Consider the following 26,162-nt stretch of genomic DNA (forward strand, 5'->3'; position numbering starts at 1 on the left):
GCAGAAGCTTTCATGACGAGAACATGAATTCTCATTGGATCGGACTGAGGTGGTGAGGTGGTCCCGCCTTCTTGGACAGTTTGGCGGCTAAGTTAAGCTAATCCCGTTTGTCGTTCATGCCGCCTGTCTGATTGCCCGATCCGCCGATAGGCCTCTTTCGGGGTTCTCCCGGCAAGGCCTGAGTGCGGACGCTGAGTGTTGTAATAGGTGATCCACCGCCCAAGGCCAGCCTTCAGCTCCGATCCGGTCTCGAAGGCATGGAGGTAGACGCACTCGTATTTCAGAGAGCGCCAGAGTCGCTCGATGAAGACGTTGTCCATCCACCGGCCCCTGCCGTCCATGCTGATGCGGACTTCGGCGTCACGCAGCACGCTGGTGAAGGCGAAGCTGGTAAATTGGCTGCCTTGTCCGTGTTGAAGATCTCGGGCCGGCCGAAGCGGGCCAGCGCCTCCTCCAGTGCCGTGACGCAGAAGCCCGCATCCATCGTGTTCGACAGCTGCCAGGCCAGGACCTTGCGCGTCGCCCAGTCCATGATCGCCACCAGATAGAGGAAGCCGCGCCGCATCGGGATATAAGTCACGTCAGCGCACCACACGTGGTTGGGCCGCTCGATCACCAGCTTGCGCAGCAGATACGGATAAACCCGGTGCCGCGGGTGCGGATCCCGCAGACGCTGGTCTATCCTCAGCGTGTATCATCGTTCGTGACCATGTATCGGTGGTGGGCGGAAAGGGGGGGCGGGGGTTTTTGCGCAGGCTTTTGGATGCGCGGCAGCTTTACGTACAAAGTCCACGCCCGTTGCGACAATAAGGGGGCGCTCTCGGCTTCATCCTGATTGGCGGTGCGGCATACTTTTATGGCGCCGTGGATGCTCTGATCGCGATATCCGTCATCAAGCCCAAGGCTCTGATTGCCGACAATGGCCATGATCGCGACGTTGTTGGCCAGTAACTTCCAATGCAGGGCATCCTGCCTATCATTGCGCCTAAGTCCAATCGCTGAGAGCCCATTCCAAGCGACTTTGCGCCGTTAATGGGTATTGCGACAGCATCAAGCGCATATTCGGCATTTCAAGCGATTTCCACTGTGGTGCCGATGTTACGGCAGCATGACTCTAATATGGCGCCAACTCCCTCAACATCGCCGCGATCCGCAATCGGTTGCCCCACATTGTCAACGCGGCCCAGATAGGTTGGCTGGCGCCAGTAATGCAGTCCTGCGCAATAGTCTGTGCACTTCAGGAAAGGTGAAACTTGGCGGCCCGTGTAAGCCAGTCTTCATAGCGTAGTTTTTTGCTTTGCGGGGTTGGAATGCAGGAACAGGCAGTCAAGGAAGTCGCCAGTGGGTTCGACGCGGAAGCAAGCTTCCGTACCCCATTTTGCGATCTCGTTGGTATTCGATATCCCATTGTGCAAGGCGGCATGCAGTGGATCGGGACGGCGGAGCTGGCTTCGGCCGTCTCGAACGCCGGCGGGCTTGGCATTTTGACGGCTCTTACGCAGACCAGTCCCGAAGCGTTGTTCGTCGAGATAGCGCGGACCCGCGAGATGACCGATAAGCCTTTCGGTGTTAATCTTACGATCCTCCCGACCATCACGCCTCCTCCCTACGAAGAGTATCGCCGTGCGATCATAGAGGGTGGGGTCAAGGTTGTTGAGACGGCAGGTTACAAGCCGGAGGAGCATGTCAGCGAATTCCGGGCGCATGGCGTCAAGGTTATCCATAAATGTGTGGCGGTCCGTCATGCTATTGCGGCTGAGCGGCTGGGGGTCGATGCGATATCGATCGACGGATTTGAATGCGCCGGGCATCCAGGTGAAGAGGATGTGCCGGGCCTTGTCCTTATTCCCGCTGCCGTTGACAAGGTTTCGATTCCCGTAATCGCGTCCGGTGGCTTTGCCGACGGCCGCGGGCTCGTGGCGGCCCTCGCTCTTGGGGCGCAGGGCATAAATATGGGAACGCGGTTCTGCGCGACGAAGGAAGCGCCCCTTCACGAAAATTTTAAGCGTGCGATCGTCGAAAATGATGAGCGTTCCACGGATCTGATCTTCCGCAGCTTCCGCAATACGGCTCGCGTGGCGCGAAACGCCATCAGTCAGGAAGTACGCCGGCTGGAGGCTGAAGGCGTTCCCTTTGAGGCCGTGCGCCCGCTCGTCGCCGGCGTGCGTGGGTGCGAGGCTCTGCAGAATGGCGATCTCGATCATGGGATCTGGACAGCCGGCATGGCCCAGGGCCTGATCAGCGATATCCCAAGCTGTGCTGATCTTCTGCGAAATATCATTTCCGAAGGGCGGGACATCATCCAGCGTCGCCTTCCTCCTGTCGTCGCCTGATTGGGGGCTCAGCAAATGCAAGAAGCGTGGATCATCGATGCGGTTCGCACGCCGCGAGCTGTCGGAAAAATCGGCAAGGGGGCGTTCTCTGATACGCACCCTCAGCGGCTTCTGTCCGCCGTCCTGGCGGCTCTTTCTGAGCGCAATAGCCTCAATGTCGCGGAGATCGACGAGGTCATTGCCGGATGCAACAATCAACTGGGGCGCCAAGCTTACTGTATCGCCCGTGCATCGCTGCTTGATGCGGGCTGGGACCCCATCGTTCCGGGCATGACCGTGCAGCGCTTCTGTGGCTCGGGGCTGTCTGCTGTCAATTCTGCGGCGATGGGCGTGATGTCAGGCGTGCAGTCATTGGTCGTGGCTGGTGGCGTCGAGTCTATGTCGCACGTGTCGACCCACCAGCTTTATCCGCTGGTGGACGCCGGCAATGCCCATCTTCGTGATCTTCACCCTCAGCCGCACCAGGGTATTTGCGCGGATGTCATCGCCACGATTGAAGGTATTGCGCGAGATGACGTGGACGCCCTTGCGATGGAAAGCCAGCGTCGGGCTGCTGAGGCCATAAGGGAAGGCCGTTTCAGTCGAGGTGTAATCCCTGTATATGATTATGATGGCACGCTTATTCTCGACCATGAGGAGTTTCCGCGCCCGGGCACGACACTTGAGGGGCTGGCCACGTTGGCCCCTGCATTCGCTGGCCGTTATGATGCACATCTGACGGATGACGGAGTTACGTTCAGGCAATTGGTTGAAAAGACCTTCCCCGGGATGGTGGTCAATCATGTCCATCATGCTGGTAACTCATCCGGCGTCGTCGACGGAGCTGGCGCGATCGTTGTCGCGTCATCGGACTATGCGAGAAGTCGCGGGCTCAAGCCGCGAGCCCGCATCAGGGCAATGGCTACGGTCGGCGATTCTCCTGAGTTGATGCTGAATGCGCCCGTGCCGGCGGCACGAAAGGTGCTGCAAAATGCAGGGATGTCGGTCGGTGATGTCGACCTTTTTGAGGTAAATGAGGCCTTCGCGGCCGTGCCCATTAAGTTCATGCGCGATCTCGATGTGGATCCTGCTAAAGTCAATGTGAACGGCGGCGCTATTGCTCTTGGGCATCCGATCGGTGCTACCGGCGCGATGCTCATAGGTACACTGGTTGACGAACTCGAGCGACGCGACCTGAACACCGGACTTGTTACGATGTGTACAGGCGGCGGAATGGCGCCTGCTATGATCATTGAGCGGATCTGACGCATGGGAAGTGATGCGCCATCCGATAGGCCTGGGGTTCTGTCCGGTCTCCGGATCATTGAAATGGGCGGTATAGGGCCTGGCCCATTTGCAGGAATGATGCTTGCCGACCACGGCGCAGAGGTCATCAGGATCGATCGTCCCGGCGGCGGGGCCTACTATTCTCCGAAGGACGTATTGAACCGCTCACGTCGTTCCATTGCCATTGACCTCAAATCTCCCGCCGGCGTTGAAGTCGTTCGTGATCTGTGCAGGTCTGCCGAGGGATTGATCGAGGGCTTCCGGCCGGGCGTTATGGAGCGTATGGGGCTCGGTCCCGAAGTTCTTCGGGCTGACAATCCTGCGCTTGTCTATGGCCGCGTAACAGGTTGGGGGCAATCGGGCCCCTACGCCCAAATGGCTGGTCACGATCTCAACTATATTGCCATTACCGGCGCGCTGCATGCCTGCGGCGCGGCAGGAGGAAAGCCTGCTGTGCCCTTGAACCTCTTCGGAGACTTTGGGGGTGGAGGAATGATGCTGGCTTTTGGCATGGTGAGCGCGATCTTGCAGGCCCGGGCGACGGGCAATGGTCAGGTCGTCGATTGCGCCATGGTGGACGGCGCATCGACGTTGATGGCGATGATTTGGAGGTTCCGGGCTGAAGGACGCTGGAACGACGAGCGTGGTACGAACTTCCTCGATGGCGGTGCCCATTATTATGACAGCTTCGAGACCGCCGATGGGAAATATGTGTCCATCGCGGCAGTCGAGCCGCAATTCTATGCTCTGCTACGCGAAAAGCTTGGGCTTCTAAGCGACGAGGAGTTCGATGCACAGAACGACAAAGCGCGCTGGCCATATCTGAAAGCAAAGCTTGAGGCGATTTTCAAGAGCCGGACGCGCGCCCAATGGTGCGATGTCTTTGAAGGCACTGACGCGTGCTTTGCGCCGGTTTTATCCATGGCCGAAGCGGCTGGCCATTCTCATCTCGCTCAACGTGAAACGCTCGTTGATATTGACGGCATCGTGCAACCTGCACCTAGCCCAAGATTTGATGGGACGCCTGCGGCGACCCCAATACCCGCTCCGATTCCTGGCGCGCACAGCAGGGCCGTGCTGGAGAGCATAGGCTACTCGCAGGAACAGATCGCCGATCTCGTTGCCCAAGGGACGATCGCGACGCCCAAACTTGAATCCGCAACGATCTAACGCAGCCAGAAAGGGCATTTGCGTGTCTAGCATTACCGTCGAGAAGCCTGATTTCATGATAACCGAAGAGTTGGCCATGTTCGAGGACATGGTCGAGCGCTTTCTGCAGCTGAATGCTTCTCCGTTCCAGGCTGCGTCGTGGCGTGACGAGGGCAGTGTGCCTCTTTCACTTTGGCGGGAGGCGGGGGCTGCGGGTCTTCTTGGAGCGTCGCTGCCGGAAGCCTATGGCGGCAGCGATGGAGACTTTCGGTTCGACGTCGTCCTTATGCAGATGCTGGGCAAGCATAATGCGCTGAACTTTGCCTTGCCGCTCCACAGCGCTGTCATAGCGCCTTACATCGCACAATATGGCACAGAGGGGCAGAAACGCCGCTATCTTCCCGAGGCCGCGAGTGGAGAACGCATTCTAGCGATTGCCATGACTGAGCCGGCGGCGGGCTCTGATCTCCAGGGCATGCGCACGACGGCGCGCCGCGATGGAGACGACTATATCATAGATGGGCAGAAGACTTTCATTTCAAACGGTGAGGTCGCTTCTACCGTGATCGTTGCGGCCAAGACCGATCCGGCAGCGGGTGCCAAAGGCATTTCACTCTTCATCGTTGATACGGATACCCCGGGGTTTCAGCGTGGCGCTCCGCTGCACAAGCTCGGACAGGCGGGCAGAGATACGGTCGAGCTCTTTTTTAGCGACATGCGTGTCCCCGCGACAGCAATGCTCGGCCGAGAAGGCGGCGGCTTTGCGATGCTGATGGAGAAGCTTCCGCAAGAGCGCTTGGTCATTGCGTGGCAAGCTATGGCGATGATGGAGGCCGCGATCGATACGACGGTTGCCTATGTTAAGGAACGCAAGGCATTTGGCAAAAGCCTGTTCGATTTTCAGAACACTCAGTTCAAGCTTGCCGAATGCAAGACACAAGCGACGATCGCCAAAGTATTTCTGTACGACTGTACCAGGCGTCTGCTCGAAGGGAAGTTGGACGCGGCTACTGCGTCAATGGCTAAGCTGTGGGTATCGGAAGCTCAGGGTAAAGTTATAGACGAGTGTCTACAGCTCCACGGCGGATATGGCTATATGGCGGAGTATCCAATCTCGGACATGTACCGCGATGCGCGCGGATATCGCATTTACGGCGGCGCTAACGAGATCATGAAGTTACTGATTGCACGCTCGCTATGAAATCGTTGGGCTTCGTTGATAAAATTTCAGAACGAGAGGAAATGGAACTGTGAATATTCAAGGTATGGGGGCGCTCGTGACGGGAGGCGCGTCGGGTCTTGGACGGGCAACCGCAGAATTGCTTGCCTCTAAAGGCGCGAAGGTCGTCATTCTAGATCTGCCAACTTCCAATGGTGAAGCGGTTGCAGCGGAAATCGGAGGTGACACGCAATTCGTCGGCGCAGATGTCACGAACGAGGACCAGGTGAATGCTGCGATCACTGCAGCAAGTGAGAAGGCTCCCTTGCGCGCTGTTGTCAATTGCGCAGGTCGCGGCCATACCCTCGGCGATTATCGCCTTCCATTCGCGCGCCTTCTGGCGAGCGGCGTCTAGTGTGAGTCTACAGACGCCCTTAGCGACGACATACACGCGGTCCTTCGCGTCAGCCGGGCAATAATCTCCGAGAACACGCCGGCTAGCGTGCAGCGTTGTGCCATCACCTCCTGGAAATCGCGCCATGAGAAGAAACGACACCCGGCGCTTCGGATTGACGCGAACGATCAACCCAGCCTCGATTTCGTCCATCCACTCATCGCGAGACCCAGGCTCAGCAGCTTTCAGCCCTCGGAGCCACGGATCAGAGAATTTTTTTGTAGCCATAGCAGCCTCATATGTGGACGACCCCCTCTTACAAGGTCTTTCTTGGGCATTAATTTGATCAGATCGCTTGCTTCCATATGTCCGGCCTTTTTGCGCGCTCGAGTGAACGCTGGCCAAGATGGTTTCCGCGACGTCGGTTCCAGCCAAGTGTGCGACCTCGAAGGCCATTGGGGCTACCGGATTTTCCTACGTCGGGATCGATCGATCACACCATCTGCTTTTTCCTTGCAAGTTCGGGCATCGGCTCAGCGCGGTTGCATCTCTTTGCTCCCCGCGTTGGCTGACCTCTATGCGGCGACGGCTATCTCGACCGGTGCAGTCTTGCCGGCGTAGCTTTGGCCGGTAACCATCAGCTTCCAGGCTATGCGAGCCATCTTGTTGGCGAGAGCAACGGCGACGAGTTTGGGAGCCTTGCGCTTGAGCAACTGTTCCACCCAAGGCGCGAAGGCATTTTTGCTGGTGCCCGCGGCGACGTGCCTGACGACCGCTGTGGCGCCCGCCACCAGGACGCTGCGCAACCCTTCATCGCCTGCGCGGGTGATGCCGCCATGCCTGACTTTGCCGGCGGTGGAGTGATCTTTCGGTGTCAGGCCGATCCAGGCAGCGAACTGGCGCCCTGAGGCAAACCTCTCTGGTGCCGGCGTCTTCATCACGAGCAATGCGGCGCCGATCGCTGCGATACCGGGGATCTTCGCTAGGCGATTGCAGTGAGGCTCAGTTTTCTGCCAGGCTGCCAGCTTGGCATCGACCTCCGCGATTTTTGCCTGAAGCTGCTTATATTCTTCCGCGTGGGCCGCGAACAATTCGCGGGCCAATGAAGGAAGGCTGTTGTCGGCTTGCAGCTGATCAAGCAATCGACCGAGATGATCGATACCCCGGGCGGCCGTCAGCCCGAACTCTGCAGCAAAGCCGCGGATAGCGTTCGAGAGCTGCGTCTGGTTGCGGATCAACCGGTCACGCACACCCATCAGCATCAACACGGCCTGCTGATCGGCCGTCTTTACTGGCACAAACCGCATAGTCGGTCGGCTCATTGCTTCGCACAGGGCCTCGGCGTCGGCTGCGTCATTCTTCCCACGCTTGACGTACGGCTTAACCAGCTGTGCGGCTATCAGCTTCACCTCGTGACCGAATGAGGTGAGCAGGCGCGCCCAGTGATGCGAGGCACCGCACGCCTCGATCGCCACGACGGTCGGCGGCAGTTTTTCGAAGAACGTCACCATGTCCTTCCGACGCAGCTTGCGACGAAGAACGACCTCCTCGGCCGCATTCACTCCATGAAGCTGAAAAACACTCTTCGACGTATCCATTCCGATTCTGATAAGCTGTTCCACGGGCGGCTCCCTTGTTTGAGCGTTGACAACTCATTCTGGCACATTCGATGCCGCTGGGGGTCGTCCACTCCAACAAGTGTGCAGCAAACTGTGCAGCAAATCGGAAGTAATGCCCCATTTCAGCTTGCTCAGGATATTGCCGGGAAAAGGTAGGAAAATAAAGGGAAATCATAGACTTCATAGGTGACACGATGTGCCCCAAGGTTACTCCATGTTCCACCGCGAGACGCCGAATCCAATTTCTCTTAATCAGCGGGTCCTAGGTTCGAGCCCTAGTGCGTCCACCATTTTTTCACTATATATCAAGCTTTTAAGTTACTTCCAGAAGTGGGCTTTTCGTTCGCTTCCAGGGCTAGGTAGCTTTCTAGGTAGCAGGCAAGATTTCCGCATATCCTAAAGCGGCGCTCGTTTGGCCGATGTCTATCGAACGCGGTGGTATGTGGACTTTTGTGGAAGCGTGCGGATGGTAGCGGAGGAGGAGTATTTTTTAGACATTTATCATACTGATATATAATGCTTTCCGTGAGGGTCGCGCCCCAAATACCCCCACTGATACCCCCAGAATTTCGATGCGGCGAAGCGCATATTTTATGCGGCGATTTGCCGAGTCTTCAGCGCCAGTCACCGCACCTTCCGCCTCGACAATCACCCACCAGCGCATTCGGCTTCCAGGTAGCGCCGGACACGTATGATGTCCGCCAGCTCGCCGTTCAGCATGAGATGAAGTGCGCTCACGCCATCAAAAGCGGCATTGTCCATTCGTATCCACGAATAGGCTCGCTCCGGCTTCCGGAAGATTGTCATGAGCGCCTCCTGGATGCCCATCAAATTCGACAATCGAGCATGGCACTCTGAAGAGCACTTCGCTAAGCTCTTCTCCTTCCATTGCCGATAGGTCCGCAACGGCAAATCCAGCAGCATGGCCGCCTGCTCCTCCGTCACGCCCCATTTCTCGAAAAGGTTCAGGCTCGTACGAAAGAACGCGGCAGCTTCCTGCTGGGCATCGATGGCATAAACTTCGCCGAGCATTTGCTCCAAATCCTCGCAAAATCGAAATCTGCTCGGAGACTTCATAACATGAGGGCATGGTGTGATCCACACGGCGGCGGCCACCCGCCATTCCCATAAACTGTAGCCATTGACTACATATAAGCCATGAGCTACACTGCAGGAAATGAAACCAGTCACCTACACGCGGGCTGCGTTGAAGGCCCTTCGCAAGATGCCCGTGGACATAGCCGAACGGATCATAAGGAAGATCGAGCAATATGCCGCCGACCCAACCTCGCAGGCCAACAATGTCACGGCTCTTAAGGGGCGGGAAGGTATCCGTTTAAGAGTGGGTGATTGGCGCGTGATCATGAATGATGAAGGCGTTGTTCTGACGGTTCTCGATATAGGACCACGTGGCAGCATCTACGGTTGATGGAGGCAGATATGGGTGAAATGATTTCGATCCCGCTTGAGGAATACCGTAGCTTGCAGGCCGCCGCCGAACAGCTGGCCGATCTGCAAGCCTATGACCGTGCTCTGGCGCAGTTGGCAAACGGCGATGAGGAAATGCTCCCTACCGAGTTCGTGAAGCGCATGCTCTCCGGCGAAAGTCCTCTGCGCGCCTGGCGCGAGTTTCGTGGCCTCACCCAGACCGCCCTCGCCGAAGCTTCGAGCGTCAACCGCGTGCAGATCGCGGATATCGAATCCGGACGGAAGAGCGGTTCAATCGAGACCGTCAAGAAGCTGGCCGAAGCCTTGGGCATTACTCTCGATGAACTGATTTAAAGGCACCGCAGGAAACGCTAACTTTGCGGACGTTCCACCGTTCAAGATGGCTCCCTGAAACCTGCCCTTCATTCATCAAGCTGACGTGCGGTAGCGAGCGACCTGACTTGGGACAAGTACGAACCCGCTGGCGCGGGAGTGGCGTTTGTTTTGAGGCCTGGTCAGTGATCGGCGGTCTGGGTCTAAGTTGAGGTCTGGGCCAGGTAGGCAGACGATTGCGGCTCCTTTCAACCAAGGAGTCGTATCATGACCAATGTTCTATCTGATGCCCCCGTCACTTCGCTGCGTCAGCGCATGATCGAAGACATGAATATGCGCCGGTTTACGCGGAAGACCCAGTTCGACTACGTGCGGCATGTCGCGAGGTTCGCTACATATCTTGGGCGCCCTCCCGATACTGCGACTGTTGAAGAGCTCCGGCAATTCCAGGTCGAACAGCGCGAAGCGGGTATAGGGATCCCGACCATGAACAGCATCGTTTCTGCGCTGCGTTTCTTTTTCACTCACACCATTGATCGCCCGGATCTGTCCCGCAAGCTCTACACGGTCAAGAATCCGCGCTCCTTGCCCATTGTCCTCAGCCGCGAAGAGGTCGTGCTTCTCCTCGGCGCGACCAACTGCCTGAAGCACAAGGCTGCACTGTCCGTTGCGTATGGCGCTGGTTTGCGCGCCGCCGAAGTGACGATGCTGAAGGTCCGCGATGTAGACAGCAAGCGCATGCTCCTGCGAGTGGAGCGCGGTAAAGGCGGGCGCTATCGCAATGCGCTCCTGCCCGCTGACCTTCTTGCTCTTTTGCGTGAGTGGTGGACGGTGGGCCGCAAGCAAGGCGTCATGCACGCCGATGGCTGGCTGTTCCCGGGAATGCACTATCTCAAGCCGCTGAGTACCCGACAGCTCCATCGCATTGTTGTCGATGCTGCAGAGGCCGCAGGTATCAAGAAGCGGGTCGGCCCTCACACCCTGCGGCACAGCTTCGCCACGCATCTGTTGGAAGACGGCGTCGATATTCGGATCATCCAGGCGCTGCTGGGGCATGCGAACCTTGAGACCACCGCCTTCTACACTACGGTCGCAACTCGAACCGTGCGTGCGGTCATCAGTCCGCTGGACAAGTTGACGACGCTGCTCGAGGCGCAGGTAGCGCCGCCCGGCTGAGCCGTTGCGCGCCTCGCTCGAGGTCGCCGATATCTTTCGTAGCGCCGGGCCCGCCTATCGCGCGGCCCATGCCGGGCATCTCAACCTCGGCCAGCTCAAGGTCATGACGGCCATCGAGAATTGCCGCACCGCCGCGCTGGGCGGTCACGTCGAGGCCTGCGACGACTGCGGGCACTGGCGGATCGCTTACACGGCATTGCCCTAAATGCCAGGGCGCTGCGGCGCGCACGTGGCTGGTGGTGGCATCGCGCTCGACGGCACGCGATGGATCTCATCGCGCCCCGCGTTCCTGCTGCCGGTGCGTGTGCTGGGCGCCTTGTTCCGCCGACTGTTCCTCATCCGCCTGCTGGCGCTGTTCGACGCCGGCAAGCTGGGCTTCTTCGGCACCATGGCTGACCTCACGACACGCAAGGCCTTCCTGCGGTATCTGTCGCCAATCCGGAGGAAGCGCTGGATGGTCTATGCCAAGCCGCCCTTTGCCGGACCACAGGCCGTACTGGCCTAACTCTCGCGCTACACGCACCGCGTTGCCATCTCGAACCGGCGCCTCATTGCCTTCGACGAGTGAGGTGGTCCCGCCTTCTTGGACAGTTTGGCGGCTGAGTTACGCTAGTCCCGGTTGTCGTTATGCCGCCTGTTTGATCATCAGATCATGGTGGGCATGCCCCCCATGATCTGATTGCCCGATCTGCCGATAGGCCTCGAGCGGGGTTCGCCCGGCTAGCCCCGAGTGCGGGCGTTGGGTGTTGTAATAGGTGATCCACCGGGCAAGGCCAGCCCGCAACTCTGAACCGGTCTCGAAGCCGTGGAGATAGACGCATTCGTACTTCAGGCTGCGCCAGAGCCGCTCGATGAAGACATTGTCCATCCACCGGCCCCGGCCGTCCATGCTGATGCGGACCTCGGCCTCGCGCAGCACCGTGGTGAAGGCCTGCGACGTGAACTGACTGCCTTGGTCGGTGTTGAAGATCTCGGGCTTGCCTGTCATCGGTCGTGCAATTCTCCGCAAAAGTGGGCTTTGAAAATTCCCTAGTTGGTGGCCCCTTCATCTCATTCTGCCGGGGCTAGCCCCGGCAGAATGAGATGAGCCGACATTGTCCTCATCTCCTTTGCAGACGCGGAGACGGGGCCGATGATCCGACTTGGAGAATTGATGATGATCCTCGAACTACATCGGCAGGGCGTATCGATATCCGCCATTGCCCGACGCACTGGTCGCGATCCCAAGACCATCCGAAAATATATCGAACGGGGCATCGAGGCCCCGGTTTACGGCCCTCGCATGCTGGGTCGACCGAACAAACTGGCACCCTATCTGGAATTTTTGCGTGAGCGAGTGACGGCCTTTCCCGATCTGACTGCGGCGCGCCTGACGCGGGAAATCCGTGAGCTGGGATATATGGGCGCCTATACCGCGGTAAAGCGGTTCCTGGCAGCGATCCGGCCGGAAAACGGCCCCAAGCCCTTTGAGGTTCGGTTCGAGACGCCGCCTGGCGTGCAGGCACAGGTCGACTTTGCCCGGTTCGTCGTCGAATTTACCGATGAGCCCGGCGTCAGCCGGATCGTCTGCCCGTTCAACTCGGCCACGCAGCGCGCGCTTTTCGAAACTCATGTCGACGACGGCTATTGCACCAACGCGGCGTGCTTCGAACTCAAGACCGAAGCCGCCGAGGTGATCCGTTTCGAACAGGAAGAACGCGCCGCGAAGGCCGCACGGGCCGCGGCTCCACCCCCCGTCGAGACGGACGACGGTGACGATCATAGTGATGGGATCGAGGACACCACGTCATCGCCCGACACTCAGCCGCGTTCCGACGCTACCACCTTGAACTTGGATGGCGCCGGTACGCGCGCCGCGACGCCCGCCGCCCCGGTCAAGCCCGCAACCAGCGCCAGTGCGGCGGACAAGCCAGCTGTCACCGCCAGGTCGATCGCAGCCCGCACCACCGAGCTTCGCGAGGCGATGTGGCGAACCGCGCTTGCCCGGGCGCTCGCCGGCAATGCCGAGCAGGCTCGCACGACCATCCTTGTCGCGGCGATGTCGGGCACGCTCTCGCAGATCAAGTCCAATACGCTGACGTCGCGCGCCGGCCTGCTGGTCGGCCCCGAGTTTCCGGAGCTCGACTACAGCGCCCAGATCACCGCGATCCGCGCGCTGCCCGACGCCCGCGCGGCGAATGTGCTGTCCGTCATCGGCGCCGCCTACGCCAAGGATGTGGTCAGTTTCGGCCATGTCGCCGATCTCGCCAGGATGTTCGAGGTCGACCTTCGGCCAAGCTGGCAGGTCGATCAGTCGTTTCTCGAGCGATACACGAAGGGCGAGCTCAAATTCATCGCCCAGGAATGCGGCCTTGTCGCACATGTAGGCGAGAAGCGGTTCGCGAAGATGCTCGCCTCAAAGAAGCCCGAGCTGATTACCGGCATGCTCAATCGGATCGGCTTCGATTGGGCCGGGCGCCTGCCGAGCGCCATTACCCTCGACGGCACTTATGGTGCGCCCCCGGACCGCGGTGCCCACCAGGCCGAAGCGCCGATCGCGGAACTCGCTGCCTGACCGGCTTCCCCACACTCCCAGACAAAGGATACCGACATGCTTGTTACAAGCCTGCTCCCGCTGCTCGTCCGCTATTCGCTCGGTCTCGACATGGTCGCCGGACCCGACGAGACCGTCACCCTGACGATCATTCCGCGTAAGGCGGGCCCAAAGTCTGCCGCGCTCGACGGCAGCGAGACCCGGCCAATCTCGATCACGGCCAGCGCCGAGGAGATCGATGCCGAATTGGCGCGCGGCGCGAACGGCGCGCTCGGCCAGCTCATCGCCACGCGCAGGACGCTCGCGGACCAGATTGCCGAGCAGCGGCAGGCGGACGAAGACGCCAGGGCCGCCGCGGCGGAAGCTGCGAAGGCAAAGGCCGCCAAGGCTGCGGCGACCAAGCCGCCCGCTCCGACCAGCCCTCCGAAGATCGAGACGCCGACCAGTCCCCCGGCTGACGCCAAGGCAGATGAACCCGCCACCCTGTTCTGAGCCGATCCGCTCGACCCGTTCCCTCATCACCAACCCGGAGATCTCATATGCAGGTTAATCAACTCACGCGCGCCTATCGCTACGACGGTATCGACCTTCCGGTGCCGCCGCATCTCGCGGGTGACCCGGATGCCCTGCGCGCCTATCACGCCACCCTCTACCCGGCGATAACAAACGCCGAGATGATCGACGTCGGCGTTTCGGGCACGGCGCACGTGACCGAATATCGCCGCGCGGTCGGCACCAAGGGCTGACCCATGCCGCACGCTAAACGCGCGGCTATCCCGGCCGCACCCCGCAAAAGCCTCATCGAATGGATCGAGAACGATGGCAACTCGGCTGATATCTCCCAACCTGCCTGCAGCAGTCAGGCCAAGGCGCTCCATGCGCGGATCCTCTCCGACCCCTATGACGGGAACCGCGAAACCCCGGAACCGCTTGCATGCCCGGCCGGCTTGCCCCTCCCGCCGCTCGGCTGACCTCGCGGGGCGCGCCGTCGCGATCTCGGCGGATGTCCCCGCGATATTCGATGCGCCGCTGCCGCCGCATCACAAGCTGATCGGCCGCTGGGTCGCCGCGCGGGAAGCGTCGTCGGGATTATACACGCGCGCCGCGGCCCGTCAGCATATCGAAGGCATTTTCAACGCCGCCGTGCTCGAGATCCTCGATCCCATCGAAATCGCCGACTTCAGGGTCGCCGTCATTCTCAAGGAGGGGGACGGCACGCCGGCGATTGCCGTGATCTGCCAGAACTTGGGCCAGATCGAACTGGGATGGATCGAAACCGGCGATGCGCCCATTCCCTGGCGCGCCGCCGCATACAGGGCGCTCGAGCAGTGCCTCGGCCGCGTCCTTCCGATCTTCAGCTACGAGGATCTCTTCAACGAGATATCTATCTACTATTGGGATGGCGAGACCGACGACGAACGCGCGCGGCAAAGCCTGATAGCCTATCACGGCGCGGACGCGGACGAGCTCGACGAACTTACGCTGCCGTCCGAAATGAACGCGCGTCGGCCCGAATGGATGATCAAGGAAAACGCGGCGCCTTCAGCGCGGCTCCCATCAGGCCTGCGGCAGAAACTCAAGAGATTTCACGCCGCGCACAAAGCTGTCGGCTCTCTCCGGCCCGAACGCAACGCATGGGACTTCGATCTCGAGGTCGCCTACGACTATATCCCCGGCATCGAGGAATGCTCGTCCCTTCCGCCGCTCACGCTCGTTCCCTTCGATCACTTCGCGCGCGAACTCGATGATGTCGCCCGCAACGGCATGGAGATGGGCTTCATGGAGGTCGCCGGGCTGTGCCCGCTGCGGGATGCACACCACATCGACGACTGGTTCGCGTCCGTACGGCTCGGCGCGGAATTCCTGCTCGCAGCACAAGAGCTGATCCAGGTCGATCCAGCCAAACTCTGAGGTGTCCAATGTCCGAACATTCTACCCAGTTCGAAGCCGCTGGCGGCGGCCTGGTCCTGAGGGGCGCGATCCTGCTCTACCGCAGCGAAGGGCCGCGCAATTTCAGCTCCTATGGTGCCCACCGCGGGGATGCGGGGGCGTTCGCCAGCATGCACGCGGTCGAGCATGACGACGAGGGCCGGCCGACGATAGCCGCGGGCGTTCCGCTCTCTCGCGCGCATCTGCGGCAATGGACCGAAGCCCTCGGGCGGACAGTCCGACCCGAACTCCTGCCCGAAAACATACTGGTCGCTCACCCCGACATGCTTGTCTGGTGGGTTCCCGAACAGGTGCGCCCCGCCTATTTCAACCTGTCGACGCGTTTGGCGGGGCTTCAGGTCCTGACGGAACGAACGGTCGTGCCGGTGCCCTATCCCGCACATCTGTTCATCGCCACCGGGTCGCGCCTCGGTGTCTACGCGCTGCCCGTGAACGAGCGTCCGACCGCCGACACGCGCGTGCTGCACTCACCGATCCTCAACGTCTTCGTCAATGGATCGCTTTGCTGGGGCAATATCCCGACACCGCGCGCGCTCGCCATTTCGTCCATCCCGGAGTTCGAGCGGGCGGTGTTCGACAGTTGGTCGACGCACCCAAATCCGGGACAGGAGTTCACCATCAGCGGCAAGGGCGGCCTCGTCCGGCTCTGGGACGGTCTTGCCGCCCGCCGTGCGAAGCGCTTTCCGATCAAGCGCCTCAAGCCGTTTGGCGCCGGCGCCCGGCAGGGACGGCGCTCATCGACCGAACCAGTAACCGTTGGCAGAATCATCGGAGGCGCGAAATGACCGCCTTGCTCGCCGACGATCCCACGGCTGCCGCGCTCCTTGCCGATGTGCCCTGCTATCCGGTCCCGCTGCATGGCGGATCGCCGGCGCTCGACGCACTACGCGCCGCTCGGGTCGGGCGCGGCCTCGCTGTCGGGACGGATGGCGTCCTCCTGATCCTGCGCCGTCCATGGCTCGCGCTCGACATTCCGGTCACACGGCCGATTGCGGCGCACCTGCCTTATGGTAGCGTCGGCGGCCCAAAGGCAGACCTGCGCTGCGGGTTCATCCCCGCGGGATTCCTCACATCAGTCCTCGAGTCGCTGCGCGCGGCCCTACCGAATGAAAGCGCGGCTTTTATTCTCTGGAACGAGGCCTCGCGCGAGTTCGCCCTGGACTTTCCCGTCATCGACGAGGCCACGCCCTCGCGCCTTGTCTATCGCACGCCGGTCCTGCCGCCCGATTGGCACATGATCTGCGACATCCATAGCCATGGCACCGGGCCGGCCTTCTTCAGCGCCACCGACGATGCCGACGACGCGCACGCGACGAAGATATCGCTCGTGTTCGGCCGGTTGGACCAGCTCGACGGTCCCACAAGAGCGTCGCGCCTCTGCGCCGGCGGCATGTTCCTGCCGCTGCCGCGCAGCCCATTTGCAGGAGACCATCATGCCGCCTGACACCAGCGCCCGCCACTATCTTCCAGCCGCATTCGGCGACCGCACGCTCAAGGTTCTGCTCATAGGCTGCGGCGGCAACGGCGCGCAGATGCTTATGGGACTCGCCTCGCTCGACATGGCGCTGCGCGAGATCTCCTCGCGATCGCTGCACGTCACCGTGGTCGACGACGATATCGTCACCGAGGCCAATCTCGGCCGGCAGCCCTTCTTTCGCTGCGATCTCGGCAATTCAAAGGCGCGGACGCTCATCGAGCGCATCAACCTTGCGCATGGCCTCGCCTGGAAGGCGGTTCACGGACGCGCGCCCGGCAAGGTCGGCGTCGACGGCGCCGATATCCTCATCACCTGTGTCGACACGGCCTCGGCCCGCCGTGCGATCGGAGCGGCGCTTGCTGATGAACGGAACGGTCCCGCCTATTGGATGGACCTCGGCAATCGCTCGAGTGACGGACAGTTTCTGGTTGGCTGCCCCGCACGGGCCGGCGCCAAGGTTCGCGCACGGCTTCCGACCGTACTCGAATATTTCCCCGAACTCGCCGACGACAGCGTGCCTGACGACAACGCCCCGTCCTGTTCTGTTGCCGAGGCGCTTGAACGCCAGTCGCTGTTCGTCAACCGCGTCATGGCGAGCCACGCCCTCGCGCTGCTGTTCGACCTGCTCGGCCGGGGCTCGATCGGCCATGCGGGCGGTTTCATCAATCTTGCCAGCGGGCAGGCGGTCCCGATTCCGCTGCCGCGCAACGACTGAAGCCGTATTCGCTCGGACGGCATGTCTTCGACGGCCTGCCGACGGCTCACCATCCGGAAACCGGCCGCCTTTGGGCAACAGCGCATCGGTGCCGCCGCTTTTTACCCCCGAGATGGCGCACTCACGGGTCGCGTTGACACCGCTGAGCGAGACTAAAGGAGAACAAATATGCCTCAATTTGAAGTCCAGGTGATCGCGCGGCTGTGGGTCAATCAACGTATCGTGATCAACGCACCAAATGCGGAAATTGCGGCGCAACAGGCAATCGAGACGGCCCGGGAAAGCCCCGCTGCTTGGGAGGTTCCCGGCGCGAAAGATTTCACCGAGATACTGATCGACCCGGAAGAACTGACTGATTTCGACACGGACGAAATCACGGTTGAAGGATAGCGGCTAGCTCCGCCCAAGTAGTCCCACCCGTCCCTGTTTCTCTCTTTTGGAAGGATAGTGTGCATGACGCCTATTACTGACGATAACTGGACACTCCACTATACGATTGGCCGCGTTCTCGCCGCCAAGGTCAAACCCGGCGATGTGGTTCACATGCCGGGCGGGGGCGGCGACCTGATCGTGCTCGGCGGAAGAGCGCCGCTGCGCGCCAACGACCGCGGCAGCATCATCGTCCGCTATGCCCTCGCCGGGGATAGTGACAGGTTCGAGACGCGTCCCGGCGCGGTTGGGATGGTCTGGATCAGCGCCGCCGGTGGCTGGTCGGAGCTACCGGCATGAAACCGCACCATGTCCATGTCTACACGACGATCCGGGTCAAGGTCGCGGTGACCGCGGAAGATCATGCGGACGCCATGCGGCAAGCGGCAGCGATCGTCGGGACAGGGATTTTCCCTGTTCGTCTCCTTCCCAACGCTGCGGCGGTGCTCGACGCGCAGCCAGCCGAAGAGATCACCAGCTTTCTGGTGGACGAAGCGGACGATCCGGAGTTCGAGAACAGCTGCTTCTACGATGCGGAATACCGCAGTCGCGAGGACTGCCCAACATGACCGAATGAAGGGGAGGAGGAAGGGAAAGGCGCTCCGTTTGGTGGAGCGGTCTGGAGCATCCCCCATGAAAATCGAACTACGGCGCATCTCCTACAATGCCGCGCTCTCGCAGGAAACCGCCGCTTTTGCAGCCGAGGTCTGGATCGACGGCGAGCTTGCCTTCCACGCACGCAACCAGGGAACGGGCGGGGCGGACTTCTATCGTCAGGTCGGCCGATGGACCGAAGCTGAAGTCAATGCCTGGCTGACGGCCAATAGACTCCCGCGCAGCCTTGGCGACGACCTCGCTTGCGATCATGATCTTGAGATCGAGGTGAGCGACCTTCTGATGCGCGCCGTCGAAGGCAAACGCCTCAAACGCCTTCTCCGCACCAATCTGATCGCGATCGAACGCGATCAGATCCTGCAATATCCGCTCCGCAAGCGGCCACTGGCGATCGTCACCCGCGCCGTGCGCGCCACCAATCCCGATGCCGTCATTGTCAACGACGCCGGCGACGATGTGTTCGCGCGCGCCCTGGACGTGCTGCTCGCCAGCCGCTGACAGCCCGGATCGGAACGCCGATGACCAACGACTTCGATCCCGCCGATGCGGGATGCTGGATGGCGCAAGGCCGTCCGGCCCACCACGCGCATGCGCTCGCCGACGCTTGGCGCCGCTTTCCCGACCTGCCGAACGACGCGCCCCTGGACGAGCGCATGGCGCGTGCCCGCGAGCGTGTTCAGGCGCTTCGCCCGCTCAACGAAGCGATCGGACTGGAGACCGAACGCCAGCGCCAATTCGCGAACTTCGCCTGCATCGAACGCCAGATTGCCGAGGGCAGCACCGACAGCCGCAATGCCTTCATCCTCCATGCCCGCGACGTTCGTGGTTATGATTGGGACGCCTCTTACGCCTATGCTGACGGTCGCTATGCTGCGGAGGCTGGATGGGAATCGCGTCCACCGTCACCATGCCGCGCGGGGGAACAGGACGTCCGCCGACCCGCCTACCACCAGGGCTTTCTGGATGGCGGCGGTCAGCCCGACGACATCTTCGATGCCGCGCGGCGGTCCTTGGCGGTCACCCCATCCGAGATCGCGCACCCTGAAAACCCGCGCGCCGCCCGGCCGCTTCCCAGCCAATGGCCAGGCCCGACCGATACCCCGGCGCCCGTGTCATGGCATCGCCGCCTGCTGCTGCTCGGCGCTTCGGAGCGCGAGACAGGCGCGATCGGCATCCTCGCGATGCTGAGCGAACGGCCCGGACATGAGGCTGCGGCCCAATATGTCATCAGCGCCGAAACCGGGCTGCATCCGCTATCCGGCTTGTCGGCCCCGCCACCCGGCGATGGCGCCGCGCTCCGCCAGATCCTGCGCCAGGGCGACTATACGGACATCCTGATCGTTGCCGACGATGCGGAACTCGACCGGCTCGATGCCGATGCCGATATCCTGCCGCTCGCGCGAACGATGGAGCGGACCCGCAATTCGGTGCTCCAGCAGCGCGCGCAGTTTCGCCTCTGGCTCGCCCGGGGCCGCGCGCCCGGCGACCAGTTCGCCGCCGGCCATATCCGGTGGTCCAAAATGGCGGCCGGGCTGTCGGGACGCCTCGGGGATTTCACCGCGCGCTATGCCGGTCCGGCGCGACCTCGCGGCCACCGCATCGTGATCGAGGATGCGAGCGGCGATCTCGCCCATGGCTATCGCACGCCGTTCGGCGAGAAACTCCATCCCGAGATCGTGATCGGCAACAAGGCGCATGCCCGAACCGCGATGGCCGACCTGCTGCGGCAATATGCGGCTTCGCTTCGCCTGGGCTGATCCCGCATTTCCGGCCCGGCGGGACATAAACGCAGATGCCGCCTTTCGAGCAGACGCGTCATGGATGGGAAGGGGGAGGAGGATTGGCGGTATTTTCGACGAAGGACTTCCGCCAATGAACTCTGCCCTTGCCAACGAGCTTGACGCCCGAGCCGCCGAAGGCCGGCATCCGGTCACTCTCAGCCAAATCAAGCAGCAGTTGCGCGATCTGGGATACGCGCTCGATCGCACCCTCGACTGCCGCTCAATCGCCCGCATCATGACGGGGCCCCGCGCCGGACAAACCTACCCCAGTCTCTCGACGGGGATCAAGGAAGCGGACACCGGACGTAGCGCTTTCCACGTCGATGCCCGCCGCGACACCAAATTCCGGATGCTTCAAAAGCTTCGGTTTGAGGTCGGCCTCTATACCGTCCTCAAAGGGGCGATCCTGGACCTCTGATCGAAACCGCCCGGCCTCCCATCGATCACGCAGCGCCAGGGGCAGTCAGCCAAATCATTGCCAACCGCGCACGTAACAAGCCCGCTTGAGCCGCCGCTCGGCGTGAGGCCGCAGCCCCCCTGACATCCGACCGGGCCGCCACGCCGCGCCCGCAAGACCACCGAAAAGGAAGCATTCCATGCGAAACAGTGCATCCGCGCTGGCTCTCCAGCTGTGCCTCGACTTCGACCAGCCGGTCGCGCCCGCCAAGCCAGCCGCCCCCGTCGATCCGGAGCCGACGCTCTTTTCGGCAACCATCGTCGACACCGCCCGGCCGCCAGTCGAGGCAGCTATTGATTTCTCCCTATCGGCGGGGCGGACCCTGGCGTCCTCATGGAAGGAACGCGCACGCGACAATGTCGAGGCGATCCGGCTGCTGAACCTGCTCGACCGCGAAGGACGGTCCGCATCACCGGCCGAGCAGCAGGCGATTTCCAGGTTCATCGGCTTCGGCGCGTCGGAACTTGCCAACAACATGTTCGCCCGCCGCGGGAAAGAATATCGCGAGGGCTGGGAGGAACTAGGGCAGGCCCTGGTCGCCGAGACGACCGATGTCGAACTCCAGTCTCTCAAACGCGCGACGCAATATGCGCATTACACCCCCGAATACATCATCCGCGCCATGTGGGACGCTGCCCGGACCCTCGGCTTTACCGGTGGGCAGGTTCTGGAACCGGGGTGCGGCAGCGGCCTCTTCATGGGGCTCCGGCCGGATGCATTGTCGCAGGACACGCTGTTCGTGGGCATCGAGAACGATCCCGTCACCGCTCGCGTCGCAAAAGCGCTCTATCCCAATCAGGTCATCCGCTGCGTCGATTTCGACAAGGCGCCCCTGCCCGCCGACTTCGACCTCGCGATCGGCAATCCGCCCTTCTCGAACCTCACCATCCAGAACCGGACCGAACTCGGTAAGCTCGGCCTGTCGCTTCACGACTATTTCATCGCCAAATCGCTCGAGCATCTACGGCCCGGCGGCATCGCCCTGTTTGTGACATCGCGCTATTCGCTCGACAAGAGCGATCCCAAAGCCCGCCACCATATCGACGGCATTGCCGATTTCCTCGGCGCGGTGCGCCTTCCGGGCAAGGCCATGCGGCAAGAGGCGGGCACGGACGTCGTCGTCGATATCCTGCTTTTCCAGAAACACACCCCCGATGCCCTTCCACGCACGCAGAACTGGATCGAGCTGGCCGAGATCCCCGACAGCGACGAAGGTTTCGGGCCGCTGCGGATCAACCGCTATTTCCTCGACCATCCCGATCATGTGCTGGGGCGTCACGAATGGCGCAGCGGCCAGTTCGGCATGGACTATAATTGCGCGGCCGACCCCGACGCAGACCTCCCGGTCGTCCTCGCGGCCACCTTGTCCGCGATCGCATCGAAGCACGCGGGCGCCTGCAAGCCGCTCGAGCGCACCACATCCCTGCGCGACATGCCAAGCGCCACCCTGGATGTGCAAGTCGGCACCGCCGCGGACGAAGCCGAGTTCAAGGAAGGCAGCTATCTGGTTTCCGGCGGTGTCCTCCACCAGATCATAAATGGCACCCCGACCGTGGTCGGCGTCAAATCCGGCCGCGGCGGCGCTGGTCTGTTTCCCAAGCACGCGGCTATCATCAAGGCCCTCATCCCGATCCGCGATACGGTCCGCGCGATCCTGCGCGCGCAGTTGGGCGACCGGCCCTATGATGCCCTTCAGCAGGCGCTGTTCACCCACTACCGGCAGTTCGCGAAAAAATACGGTCCGATCAACCGCACCATCACCAGCATCCGCACCGATCCGGAGACAGGGGCCGAGAAGGAGTATCAGCGCCGCCCTAACCTTCAGCCCTTCCTCGATGACCCCGACGTCTGGCTGGTCGCTTCGATCGAGACCTATGACGAGGCGAGCGACACGGGCACGCCCGGTCCGATCTTCACCGAATGCGTCGTCAAGCCGCCGGTAACCCATGAAATCCATTCGGCGCAGGATGCCCTGGCGCTATCGCTCCATGACCGCGGCCGCGTCGATTTGCCCCTGATCGCTCAGATGCTCGGCGTTACCGAAACCGAGGCGCTCACCGATCTTGCGGGGGACATCTATCTCGACCCCGTCCGCAGCACACCGCATTTCGATCACTGGGTCACGGCCGACGAGGTCCTTTCCGGGCCGGTTCGCACCAAGCTCGCCCTCGCGCGCGAGAAAGCCGGGACCGATCCGCGATTTTCTGCTGTCGCCACCGCGCTCGAAGCGGTCCAGCCGGTCGATCTGAAGCCCAGCGAGATCACCGCGCGTCTCGGCGCGCCCTGGATTCCGGTCGATGTCATCGAGGCGTTCATCCTCGAAATCATGGAGGTCGAGACCCGGATCCTCCATACGGTGGAGCTGGCGAGCTGGACGGTCGACAAGGCCCCGTTCGCCGGGCACGTCAGTTCCTCCTCGACCTGGGGCACAGCCCGCCGGAGCGCGGCGGACCTGCTCGAAGACGCGCTGAACTCCCACATTCCCAAGATCTACGACGTCCACCGCGACGCCGACGGTTCGGAACGCCGCGAGCTCAACGTCGTCGACACCGAAGCGGCCAAAGAGAAGCTGGCGAAGATCAAGTCGACCTTCGAGACCTGGGTCTGGCAGGAGAGCGAACGCGCCGATCGGTTGGTCCGCATCTACAACGATGCCTACAACAATCTCGTGCCCCGGAGCTTCAGCGGCCAGCACCTGAAGCTGCCGGGCGCGTCGACGACGATCCGCATGCGCGATCACCAGAAGCGCGTCGTCTGGCGGATCATCGCGTCGGGCTCGACCTATGTGGCCCATAGCGTCGGCGCGGGCAAAACCTTCAGCCTCTGCGCCGCAGTGATGGAGCAGCGGCGTCTCGGCCTCGCCAACAAACCGATGATCACGGTGCCCAACCATTGCCTCGCGCAGATCGCGCGCGAGTTCCTGATGCTCTATCCCACCGCGCGCATCCTGGTCGCCGACGACACGAACTTCGTGAAGGAGAAGCGGCAGCGGTTCCTGGCGCGCGCGACCACGGGCAATTGGGATGCGATCATCATCACGCATGATGCGTTCAAGTTCGTGCCCACGCCGTCATCTTTCGAGAAGCAGCTGATCGAGCACCAGCTCGACAGCTACGAGGTGCTGATCACCGGCATCGACAGCCAGGACCGCGTGTCGCGCAAACGCGTCGAACGCCTGAAAGAAGGACTGAAGCAAAGGCTGGAGAATCTCCAGTCCCGCAAGGATGACCTCGTCCATATTGGCGAGATCGGCATCGACCAGATCGTCGTCGACGAGGCCCAGCAGTTCCGCAAGCTGACCTTCGCCACCAATCTCGGCGACCTGAAGGGCGTCGACCCGGTCGGCTCGCAGCGTGCCTGGGACCTGTTCGTGAAGAGCCGTTATCTCGCCGGGACCAATCCCGGACGCGAACTGATCCTGTCATCGGGCACGCCCATCACCAACACGCTGGGCGAGATGTATACGCTGCAGCGCTTCATGCAACCCGACGAGCTTCACGCCAAGGGCCTGCACGAATTCGACGCCTGGGCGTCTGCCTTCGGAGACACCCGCACCGAACTCGAACTCCAGCCGAGCGGCAGCTACAAGCCCGTCACCCGCTTCTGCGAGTTCGTCAACGTCGCCGACCTGATGGCGATGTATCGCAGCGTCGCCGATGTCGTCTTGAAGGATGATCTGCGCCAGTACGTCAAGCTCCCCACCATCAGGGGCGGCAAACGGCAGATCGTCGTCGCGAAATCCGGCGCGCCGTTCAAAGCCTATCAGCGGGTGCTCGCCAAACGCATCCAGGCCATCGAGACCCGCGGCGGCCGGCCGCAAAAGGGCGACGACATCCTGCTGTCGGTGATTACCGATGGCCGCCACTCGGCGATCGACCTGCGGTTCGTCGACGCGGATGTCGGCAACGAGGAGGGCAACAAGCTCAATCTCCTGATCGAGAATGCTTATCGTATCTGGGAAGAGACGGCCGACTATCGCTACATCGATCCGGAAACCGGCAAGCCGTATCCGCTCTCAGGCGCGGTGCAGATGATCTTCTCCGATCTCGGCACCGAGGCCGCGCTCGAAACGCGCGGCTTCTCCGCCTATGTCTGGATCCGCGATCGGCTTGTCGCGATGGGCGTGCCGGCCGAGCAGATCGCCTTCATGCAGCATTACAAGAAGAACAGCGCCAAACAGCGCCTGTTCAACGATCTCAACCAGGGGCGCAAGCGGTTCGTTCTGGGATCGACCGCGACCATGGGCACCGGCGTCAACGCGCAGCAGCGCCTGAAAGCCCTGCATCATCTCGACGTTCCCTGGCTGCCATCCGATATCGAGCAGCGGGAAGGGCGCATCGAGCGCCAGGGCAACCAGAATGACGAGATCGAGCTTTACGGCTACGCCACCAGCGGCTCGATGGACGCGACCAACTGGCAGATGCTCGAGCGCAAGGCCCGCTTCATCAACATGGCCATGTCGGGTGACCGCTCGATCCGGCGGATCGAGGACGTCAGCTCCAACGTCAATCAGTTCGCGCTGGCCAAGGCTCTCGCGTCGGGCGACGACCGCCTGATGAAGAAGGCCGGGCTCGATGCCGAGGTCGCACGGCTCCTGCGCCTGCGCGATGCCCATGTCGACGACCAGTATAATATCCGCAGGACCATCACGCGAACGACGCGCGAGATCGAGGACTGCCACAAGCAGATCGCCAGGCTCGAGGCCGATCTTGCACATCGTGTTCCCACGAAGGTGGATGAGATCCTCTTCGATTGCGACGGCACGATGATGACCGATCGCAAGGCTGCCGGCGAACGTCTCCTCGGATATGCGCACCGGGTGCGGAAAGGTCGCGCCGAGGCGCGCTGGACGCTCGGCACCTTCAACGGCATCGGCCTGGAACTCTCGGGCTACGAGGCCCTCGACCCCGATGGACGGCGCTACCTCTGCACCGTGATCGCGATGCAGCATCACGGCGAGCACGCCGACTTCGAGGTGACCGAGAAGACGCGGCCGAGCACGGTGATCGGCCGGATCGAGTCCTCCATCCGCGATCTCGACACGGATCTCGCCGTCGTCAGGGCCAGTCTCGAAGCCAACGAACGGCGTCTTCCCGCCTTCGAGGCTCGCTTGGGGCAAGCATTTCCCGACGCCGCCCTGCTCGACGAAAAACTCAACGAACTCGCCGAGCTCGAGGCCGAGCTGGCGAGCACCAAGGGCGAGTTCAACGCGGACAATGACGGTGACGCGCCGCTGCCCCCGCTTTTGGACGGCGCAGGCACGCCGGTGCCACAAGAAGCCGCCGTTGCTGCCTGATGCTCACATCGGTCTGGCTATCAATGGCAATTTGTGCCATTATGACCTCAGG

The 26,162-nt window shown here is 61.8% G+C and carries 25 protein-coding genes and 3 pseudogenes; 23 read left to right on the forward strand and 5 right to left on the reverse strand.

Annotated elements, in window-relative coordinates; all coding sequences use genetic code 11:
- Nucleotides 1-92: 92 nt before the first annotated feature.
- Both SCLO_RS00445 and SCLO_RS23700 read right to left on the reverse strand, forming a co-directional pair.
- A pseudogene (locus SCLO_RS00445) lies at nt 93-661 on the reverse strand (IS3 family transposase); the annotation flags it as partial.
- A gap of 23 nt (nt 662-684) precedes the next feature.
- On the reverse strand, nt 685-927 hold the full coding sequence (locus SCLO_RS23700; protein WP_123905420.1) for a hypothetical protein: 243 nt from the start codon (nt 925-927) through the stop codon (nt 685-687).
- A 383-nt stretch (nt 928-1,310) separates the two neighbouring features.
- On the opposite strand from SCLO_RS23700, the gene SCLO_RS00450 reads away from it, so the two are divergent.
- From SCLO_RS00450 to SCLO_RS00470, 5 genes are all read left to right on the forward strand, one after another.
- Nucleotides 1,311-2,333, forward strand: a complete 1,023-nt coding sequence (locus SCLO_RS00450) for an NAD(P)H-dependent flavin oxidoreductase (RefSeq protein ID WP_066521544.1) — start codon at nt 1,311-1,313, stop codon at nt 2,331-2,333.
- 15 nt (nt 2,334-2,348) lie between these two features.
- Nucleotides 2,349-3,578: an acetyl-CoA C-acetyltransferase gene (locus SCLO_RS00455; protein WP_066521566.1), complete on the forward strand. Its 1,230-nt coding sequence runs from the start codon at nt 2,349-2,351 to the stop codon at nt 3,576-3,578.
- A 3-nt stretch (nt 3,579-3,581) separates the two neighbouring features.
- Nucleotides 3,582-4,769 carry a CaiB/BaiF CoA transferase family protein gene (locus SCLO_RS00460; RefSeq protein ID WP_066521546.1) on the forward strand — a complete coding sequence of 396 codons (1,188 nt, stop codon included), beginning with the start codon at nt 3,582-3,584 and terminating at the stop codon, nt 4,767-4,769.
- 22 nt (nt 4,770-4,791) lie between these two features.
- Nucleotides 4,792-5,949: an acyl-CoA dehydrogenase family protein gene (locus SCLO_RS00465; RefSeq protein ID WP_066521548.1), complete on the forward strand. Its 1,158-nt coding sequence runs from the start codon at nt 4,792-4,794 to the stop codon at nt 5,947-5,949.
- A 64-nt stretch (nt 5,950-6,013) separates the two neighbouring features.
- Nucleotides 6,014-6,322 (forward strand): SDR family NAD(P)-dependent oxidoreductase, encoded by a 309-nt coding sequence (locus SCLO_RS00470; RefSeq protein WP_231923427.1) that lies wholly within the window; start codon nt 6,014-6,016, stop codon nt 6,320-6,322.
- 554 nt (nt 6,323-6,876) lie between these two features.
- Here SCLO_RS00470 and SCLO_RS00480 read toward each other — a convergent pair.
- Together SCLO_RS00480 and SCLO_RS00485 are read right to left on the reverse strand one after the other, a co-directional pair.
- Nucleotides 6,877-7,923, reverse strand: a complete 1,047-nt coding sequence (locus SCLO_RS00480; RefSeq protein WP_066521554.1) for an IS110 family RNA-guided transposase — start codon at nt 7,921-7,923, stop codon at nt 6,877-6,879.
- A 645-nt stretch (nt 7,924-8,568) separates the two neighbouring features.
- A complete protein-coding gene (locus SCLO_RS00485; RefSeq protein ID WP_066521569.1) occupies nt 8,569-8,952 on the reverse strand; it encodes an MbcA/ParS/Xre antitoxin family protein in 384 nt (127 codons plus the stop codon).
- A gap of 145 nt (nt 8,953-9,097) precedes the next feature.
- On the opposite strand from SCLO_RS00485, the gene SCLO_RS00490 reads away from it, so the two are divergent.
- From SCLO_RS00490 to SCLO_RS00505, 4 genes and pseudogenes are all read left to right on the forward strand, one after another.
- Nucleotides 9,098-9,349 carry a type II toxin-antitoxin system RelE family toxin gene (locus tag SCLO_RS00490; protein ID WP_066521555.1) on the forward strand — a complete coding sequence of 84 codons (252 nt, stop codon included), beginning with the start codon at nt 9,098-9,100 and terminating at the stop codon, nt 9,347-9,349.
- Nucleotides 9,350-9,360: 11 nt separating this feature from the next.
- Entirely contained in the window at nt 9,361-9,702 is a 342-nt protein-coding gene (locus SCLO_RS00495) for a helix-turn-helix domain-containing protein (protein WP_066521556.1), read from the forward strand.
- 246 nt (nt 9,703-9,948) lie between these two features.
- Nucleotides 9,949-10,857 carry a tyrosine-type recombinase/integrase gene (locus SCLO_RS00500; RefSeq protein WP_066521558.1) on the forward strand — a complete coding sequence of 303 codons (909 nt, stop codon included), beginning with the start codon at nt 9,949-9,951 and terminating at the stop codon, nt 10,855-10,857.
- 4 nt (nt 10,858-10,861) lie between these two features.
- Nucleotides 10,862-11,422, forward strand: a pseudogene (locus tag SCLO_RS00505) (transposase); the annotation flags it as partial.
- Nucleotides 11,423-11,482: 60 nt separating this feature from the next.
- On the opposite strand, the pseudogene SCLO_RS00510 reads toward SCLO_RS00505, so the two are convergent.
- Nucleotides 11,483-11,839: pseudogene (locus tag SCLO_RS00510) on the reverse strand (transposase); the annotation flags it as partial.
- A gap of 150 nt (nt 11,840-11,989) precedes the next feature.
- Between SCLO_RS00510 and SCLO_RS23710 the strand changes: the two are divergent.
- The 14 genes from SCLO_RS23710 (at nt 11,990) to SCLO_RS00585 (ending at nt 26,110) form a co-directional block, all read left to right on the forward strand.
- The gene (locus tag SCLO_RS23710) at nt 11,990-13,411 is read left to right on the forward strand and encodes a helix-turn-helix domain-containing protein (protein WP_231923289.1); all 1,422 of its coding nucleotides are present in this window, start codon (nt 11,990-11,992) and stop codon (nt 13,409-13,411) included.
- Nucleotides 13,412-13,447: 36 nt separating this feature from the next.
- Nucleotides 13,448-13,882 carry a PRTRC system protein E gene (locus SCLO_RS00520; protein WP_048575831.1) on the forward strand — a complete coding sequence of 145 codons (435 nt, stop codon included), beginning with the start codon at nt 13,448-13,450 and terminating at the stop codon, nt 13,880-13,882.
- A 47-nt stretch (nt 13,883-13,929) separates the two neighbouring features.
- Nucleotides 13,930-14,136, forward strand: a complete 207-nt coding sequence (locus SCLO_RS00525; protein ID WP_048575830.1) for a PRTRC system protein C — start codon at nt 13,930-13,932, stop codon at nt 14,134-14,136.
- Between the two features lie 154 nt (nt 14,137-14,290).
- On the forward strand, nt 14,291-15,301 hold the full coding sequence (locus SCLO_RS00535) for a hypothetical protein (RefSeq protein WP_231923290.1): 1,011 nt from the start codon (nt 14,291-14,293) through the stop codon (nt 15,299-15,301).
- A gap of 8 nt (nt 15,302-15,309) precedes the next feature.
- Nucleotides 15,310-16,125 carry a PRTRC system protein B gene (locus SCLO_RS00540; RefSeq protein ID WP_048575828.1) on the forward strand — a complete coding sequence of 272 codons (816 nt, stop codon included), beginning with the start codon at nt 15,310-15,312 and terminating at the stop codon, nt 16,123-16,125.
- The gene (locus SCLO_RS00545; RefSeq protein ID WP_048575827.1) at nt 16,122-16,784 is read left to right on the forward strand and encodes a PRTRC system protein A; all 663 of its coding nucleotides are present in this window, start codon (nt 16,122-16,124) and stop codon (nt 16,782-16,784) included. The genes SCLO_RS00540 and SCLO_RS00545 overlap by 4 nt, the downstream gene beginning before the upstream one ends.
- Complete coding sequence (locus SCLO_RS00550; RefSeq protein WP_048575826.1) at nt 16,774-17,532, forward strand: PRTRC system ThiF family protein; 759 nt, start codon at nt 16,774-16,776, stop codon at nt 17,530-17,532. The genes SCLO_RS00545 and SCLO_RS00550 overlap by 11 nt, the downstream gene beginning before the upstream one ends.
- Before the next feature lie 168 nt (nt 17,533-17,700).
- Nucleotides 17,701-17,922 carry a hypothetical protein gene (locus tag SCLO_RS00555; protein WP_048575825.1) on the forward strand — a complete coding sequence of 74 codons (222 nt, stop codon included), beginning with the start codon at nt 17,701-17,703 and terminating at the stop codon, nt 17,920-17,922.
- 63 nt (nt 17,923-17,985) lie between these two features.
- Nucleotides 17,986-18,261, forward strand: coding sequence for a hypothetical protein (locus tag SCLO_RS00560; protein WP_048575824.1), 276 nt, complete (start codon nt 17,986-17,988; stop codon nt 18,259-18,261).
- Nucleotides 18,258-18,530: a hypothetical protein gene (locus SCLO_RS00565; protein WP_048575823.1), complete on the forward strand. Its 273-nt coding sequence runs from the start codon at nt 18,258-18,260 to the stop codon at nt 18,528-18,530. The genes SCLO_RS00560 and SCLO_RS00565 overlap by 4 nt, the downstream gene beginning before the upstream one ends.
- A gap of 64 nt (nt 18,531-18,594) precedes the next feature.
- Nucleotides 18,595-19,074, forward strand: a complete 480-nt coding sequence (locus SCLO_RS00570) for a hypothetical protein (protein WP_048575822.1) — start codon at nt 18,595-18,597, stop codon at nt 19,072-19,074.
- A gap of 20 nt (nt 19,075-19,094) precedes the next feature.
- The gene (locus SCLO_RS00575) at nt 19,095-20,333 is read left to right on the forward strand and encodes a hypothetical protein (RefSeq protein WP_048575821.1); all 1,239 of its coding nucleotides are present in this window, start codon (nt 19,095-19,097) and stop codon (nt 20,331-20,333) included.
- A 115-nt stretch (nt 20,334-20,448) separates the two neighbouring features.
- On the forward strand, nt 20,449-20,775 hold the full coding sequence (locus SCLO_RS00580) for a hypothetical protein (RefSeq protein WP_048575820.1): 327 nt from the start codon (nt 20,449-20,451) through the stop codon (nt 20,773-20,775).
- A gap of 178 nt (nt 20,776-20,953) precedes the next feature.
- Nucleotides 20,954-26,110, forward strand: a complete 5,157-nt coding sequence (locus SCLO_RS00585; protein WP_066519794.1) for a helicase-related protein — start codon at nt 20,954-20,956, stop codon at nt 26,108-26,110.
- Nucleotides 26,111-26,162: the final 52 nt, after the last annotated feature.

The sequence above is a fragment of the Sphingobium cloacae genome (assembly GCF_002355855.1).
Classification (GTDB): Bacteria; Pseudomonadota; Alphaproteobacteria; order Sphingomonadales; family Sphingomonadaceae; genus Sphingobium; species Sphingobium cloacae.

Excerpts from the sequence above, each read along its gene's own strand:
- SCLO_RS23700 (WP_123905420.1), bottom strand. The coding sequence starts at position 927 with ATGGCCATTGTCGGCAATCAGAGCCTTGGGCTTGATGACGGATATCGC.
- SCLO_RS00450 (WP_066521544.1), top strand. The coding sequence starts at position 1,311 with ATGCAGGAACAGGCAGTCAAGGAAGTCGCCAGTGGGTTCGACGCGGAA.
- SCLO_RS00455 (WP_066521566.1), top strand. The coding sequence starts at position 2,349 with ATGCAAGAAGCGTGGATCATCGATGCGGTTCGCACGCCGCGAGCTGTC.
- SCLO_RS00460 (WP_066521546.1), top strand. The coding sequence starts at position 3,582 with ATGGGAAGTGATGCGCCATCCGATAGGCCTGGGGTTCTGTCCGGTCTC.
- SCLO_RS00470 (WP_231923427.1), top strand. The coding sequence starts at position 6,014 with ATGGGGGCGCTCGTGACGGGAGGCGCGTCGGGTCTTGGACGGGCAACC.
- SCLO_RS00485 (WP_066521569.1), bottom strand. The coding sequence starts at position 8,952 with ATGCTCGGCGAAGTTTATGCCATCGATGCCCAGCAGGAAGCTGCCGCG.
- SCLO_RS00490 (WP_066521555.1), top strand. The coding sequence starts at position 9,098 with ATGAAACCAGTCACCTACACGCGGGCTGCGTTGAAGGCCCTTCGCAAG.
- SCLO_RS00495 (WP_066521556.1), top strand. The coding sequence starts at position 9,361 with ATGGGTGAAATGATTTCGATCCCGCTTGAGGAATACCGTAGCTTGCAG.
- SCLO_RS00500 (WP_066521558.1), top strand. The coding sequence starts at position 9,949 with ATGACCAATGTTCTATCTGATGCCCCCGTCACTTCGCTGCGTCAGCGC.
- SCLO_RS23710 (WP_231923289.1), top strand. The coding sequence starts at position 11,990 with ATGATCCGACTTGGAGAATTGATGATGATCCTCGAACTACATCGGCAG.
- SCLO_RS00520 (WP_048575831.1), top strand. The coding sequence starts at position 13,448 with ATGCTTGTTACAAGCCTGCTCCCGCTGCTCGTCCGCTATTCGCTCGGT.
- SCLO_RS00525 (WP_048575830.1), top strand. The coding sequence starts at position 13,930 with ATGCAGGTTAATCAACTCACGCGCGCCTATCGCTACGACGGTATCGAC.
- SCLO_RS00535 (WP_231923290.1), top strand. The coding sequence starts at position 14,291 with ATGACGGGAACCGCGAAACCCCGGAACCGCTTGCATGCCCGGCCGGCT.
- SCLO_RS00540 (WP_048575828.1), top strand. The coding sequence starts at position 15,310 with ATGTCCGAACATTCTACCCAGTTCGAAGCCGCTGGCGGCGGCCTGGTC.
- SCLO_RS00545 (WP_048575827.1), top strand. The coding sequence starts at position 16,122 with ATGACCGCCTTGCTCGCCGACGATCCCACGGCTGCCGCGCTCCTTGCC.
- SCLO_RS00550 (WP_048575826.1), top strand. The coding sequence starts at position 16,774 with ATGCCGCCTGACACCAGCGCCCGCCACTATCTTCCAGCCGCATTCGGC.
- SCLO_RS00555 (WP_048575825.1), top strand. The coding sequence starts at position 17,701 with ATGCCTCAATTTGAAGTCCAGGTGATCGCGCGGCTGTGGGTCAATCAA.
- SCLO_RS00560 (WP_048575824.1), top strand. The coding sequence starts at position 17,986 with ATGACGCCTATTACTGACGATAACTGGACACTCCACTATACGATTGGC.
- SCLO_RS00565 (WP_048575823.1), top strand. The coding sequence starts at position 18,258 with ATGAAACCGCACCATGTCCATGTCTACACGACGATCCGGGTCAAGGTC.
- SCLO_RS00570 (WP_048575822.1), top strand. The coding sequence starts at position 18,595 with ATGAAAATCGAACTACGGCGCATCTCCTACAATGCCGCGCTCTCGCAG.
- SCLO_RS00575 (WP_048575821.1), top strand. The coding sequence starts at position 19,095 with ATGACCAACGACTTCGATCCCGCCGATGCGGGATGCTGGATGGCGCAA.
- SCLO_RS00580 (WP_048575820.1), top strand. The coding sequence starts at position 20,449 with ATGAACTCTGCCCTTGCCAACGAGCTTGACGCCCGAGCCGCCGAAGGC.
- SCLO_RS00585 (WP_066519794.1), top strand. The coding sequence starts at position 20,954 with ATGCGAAACAGTGCATCCGCGCTGGCTCTCCAGCTGTGCCTCGACTTC.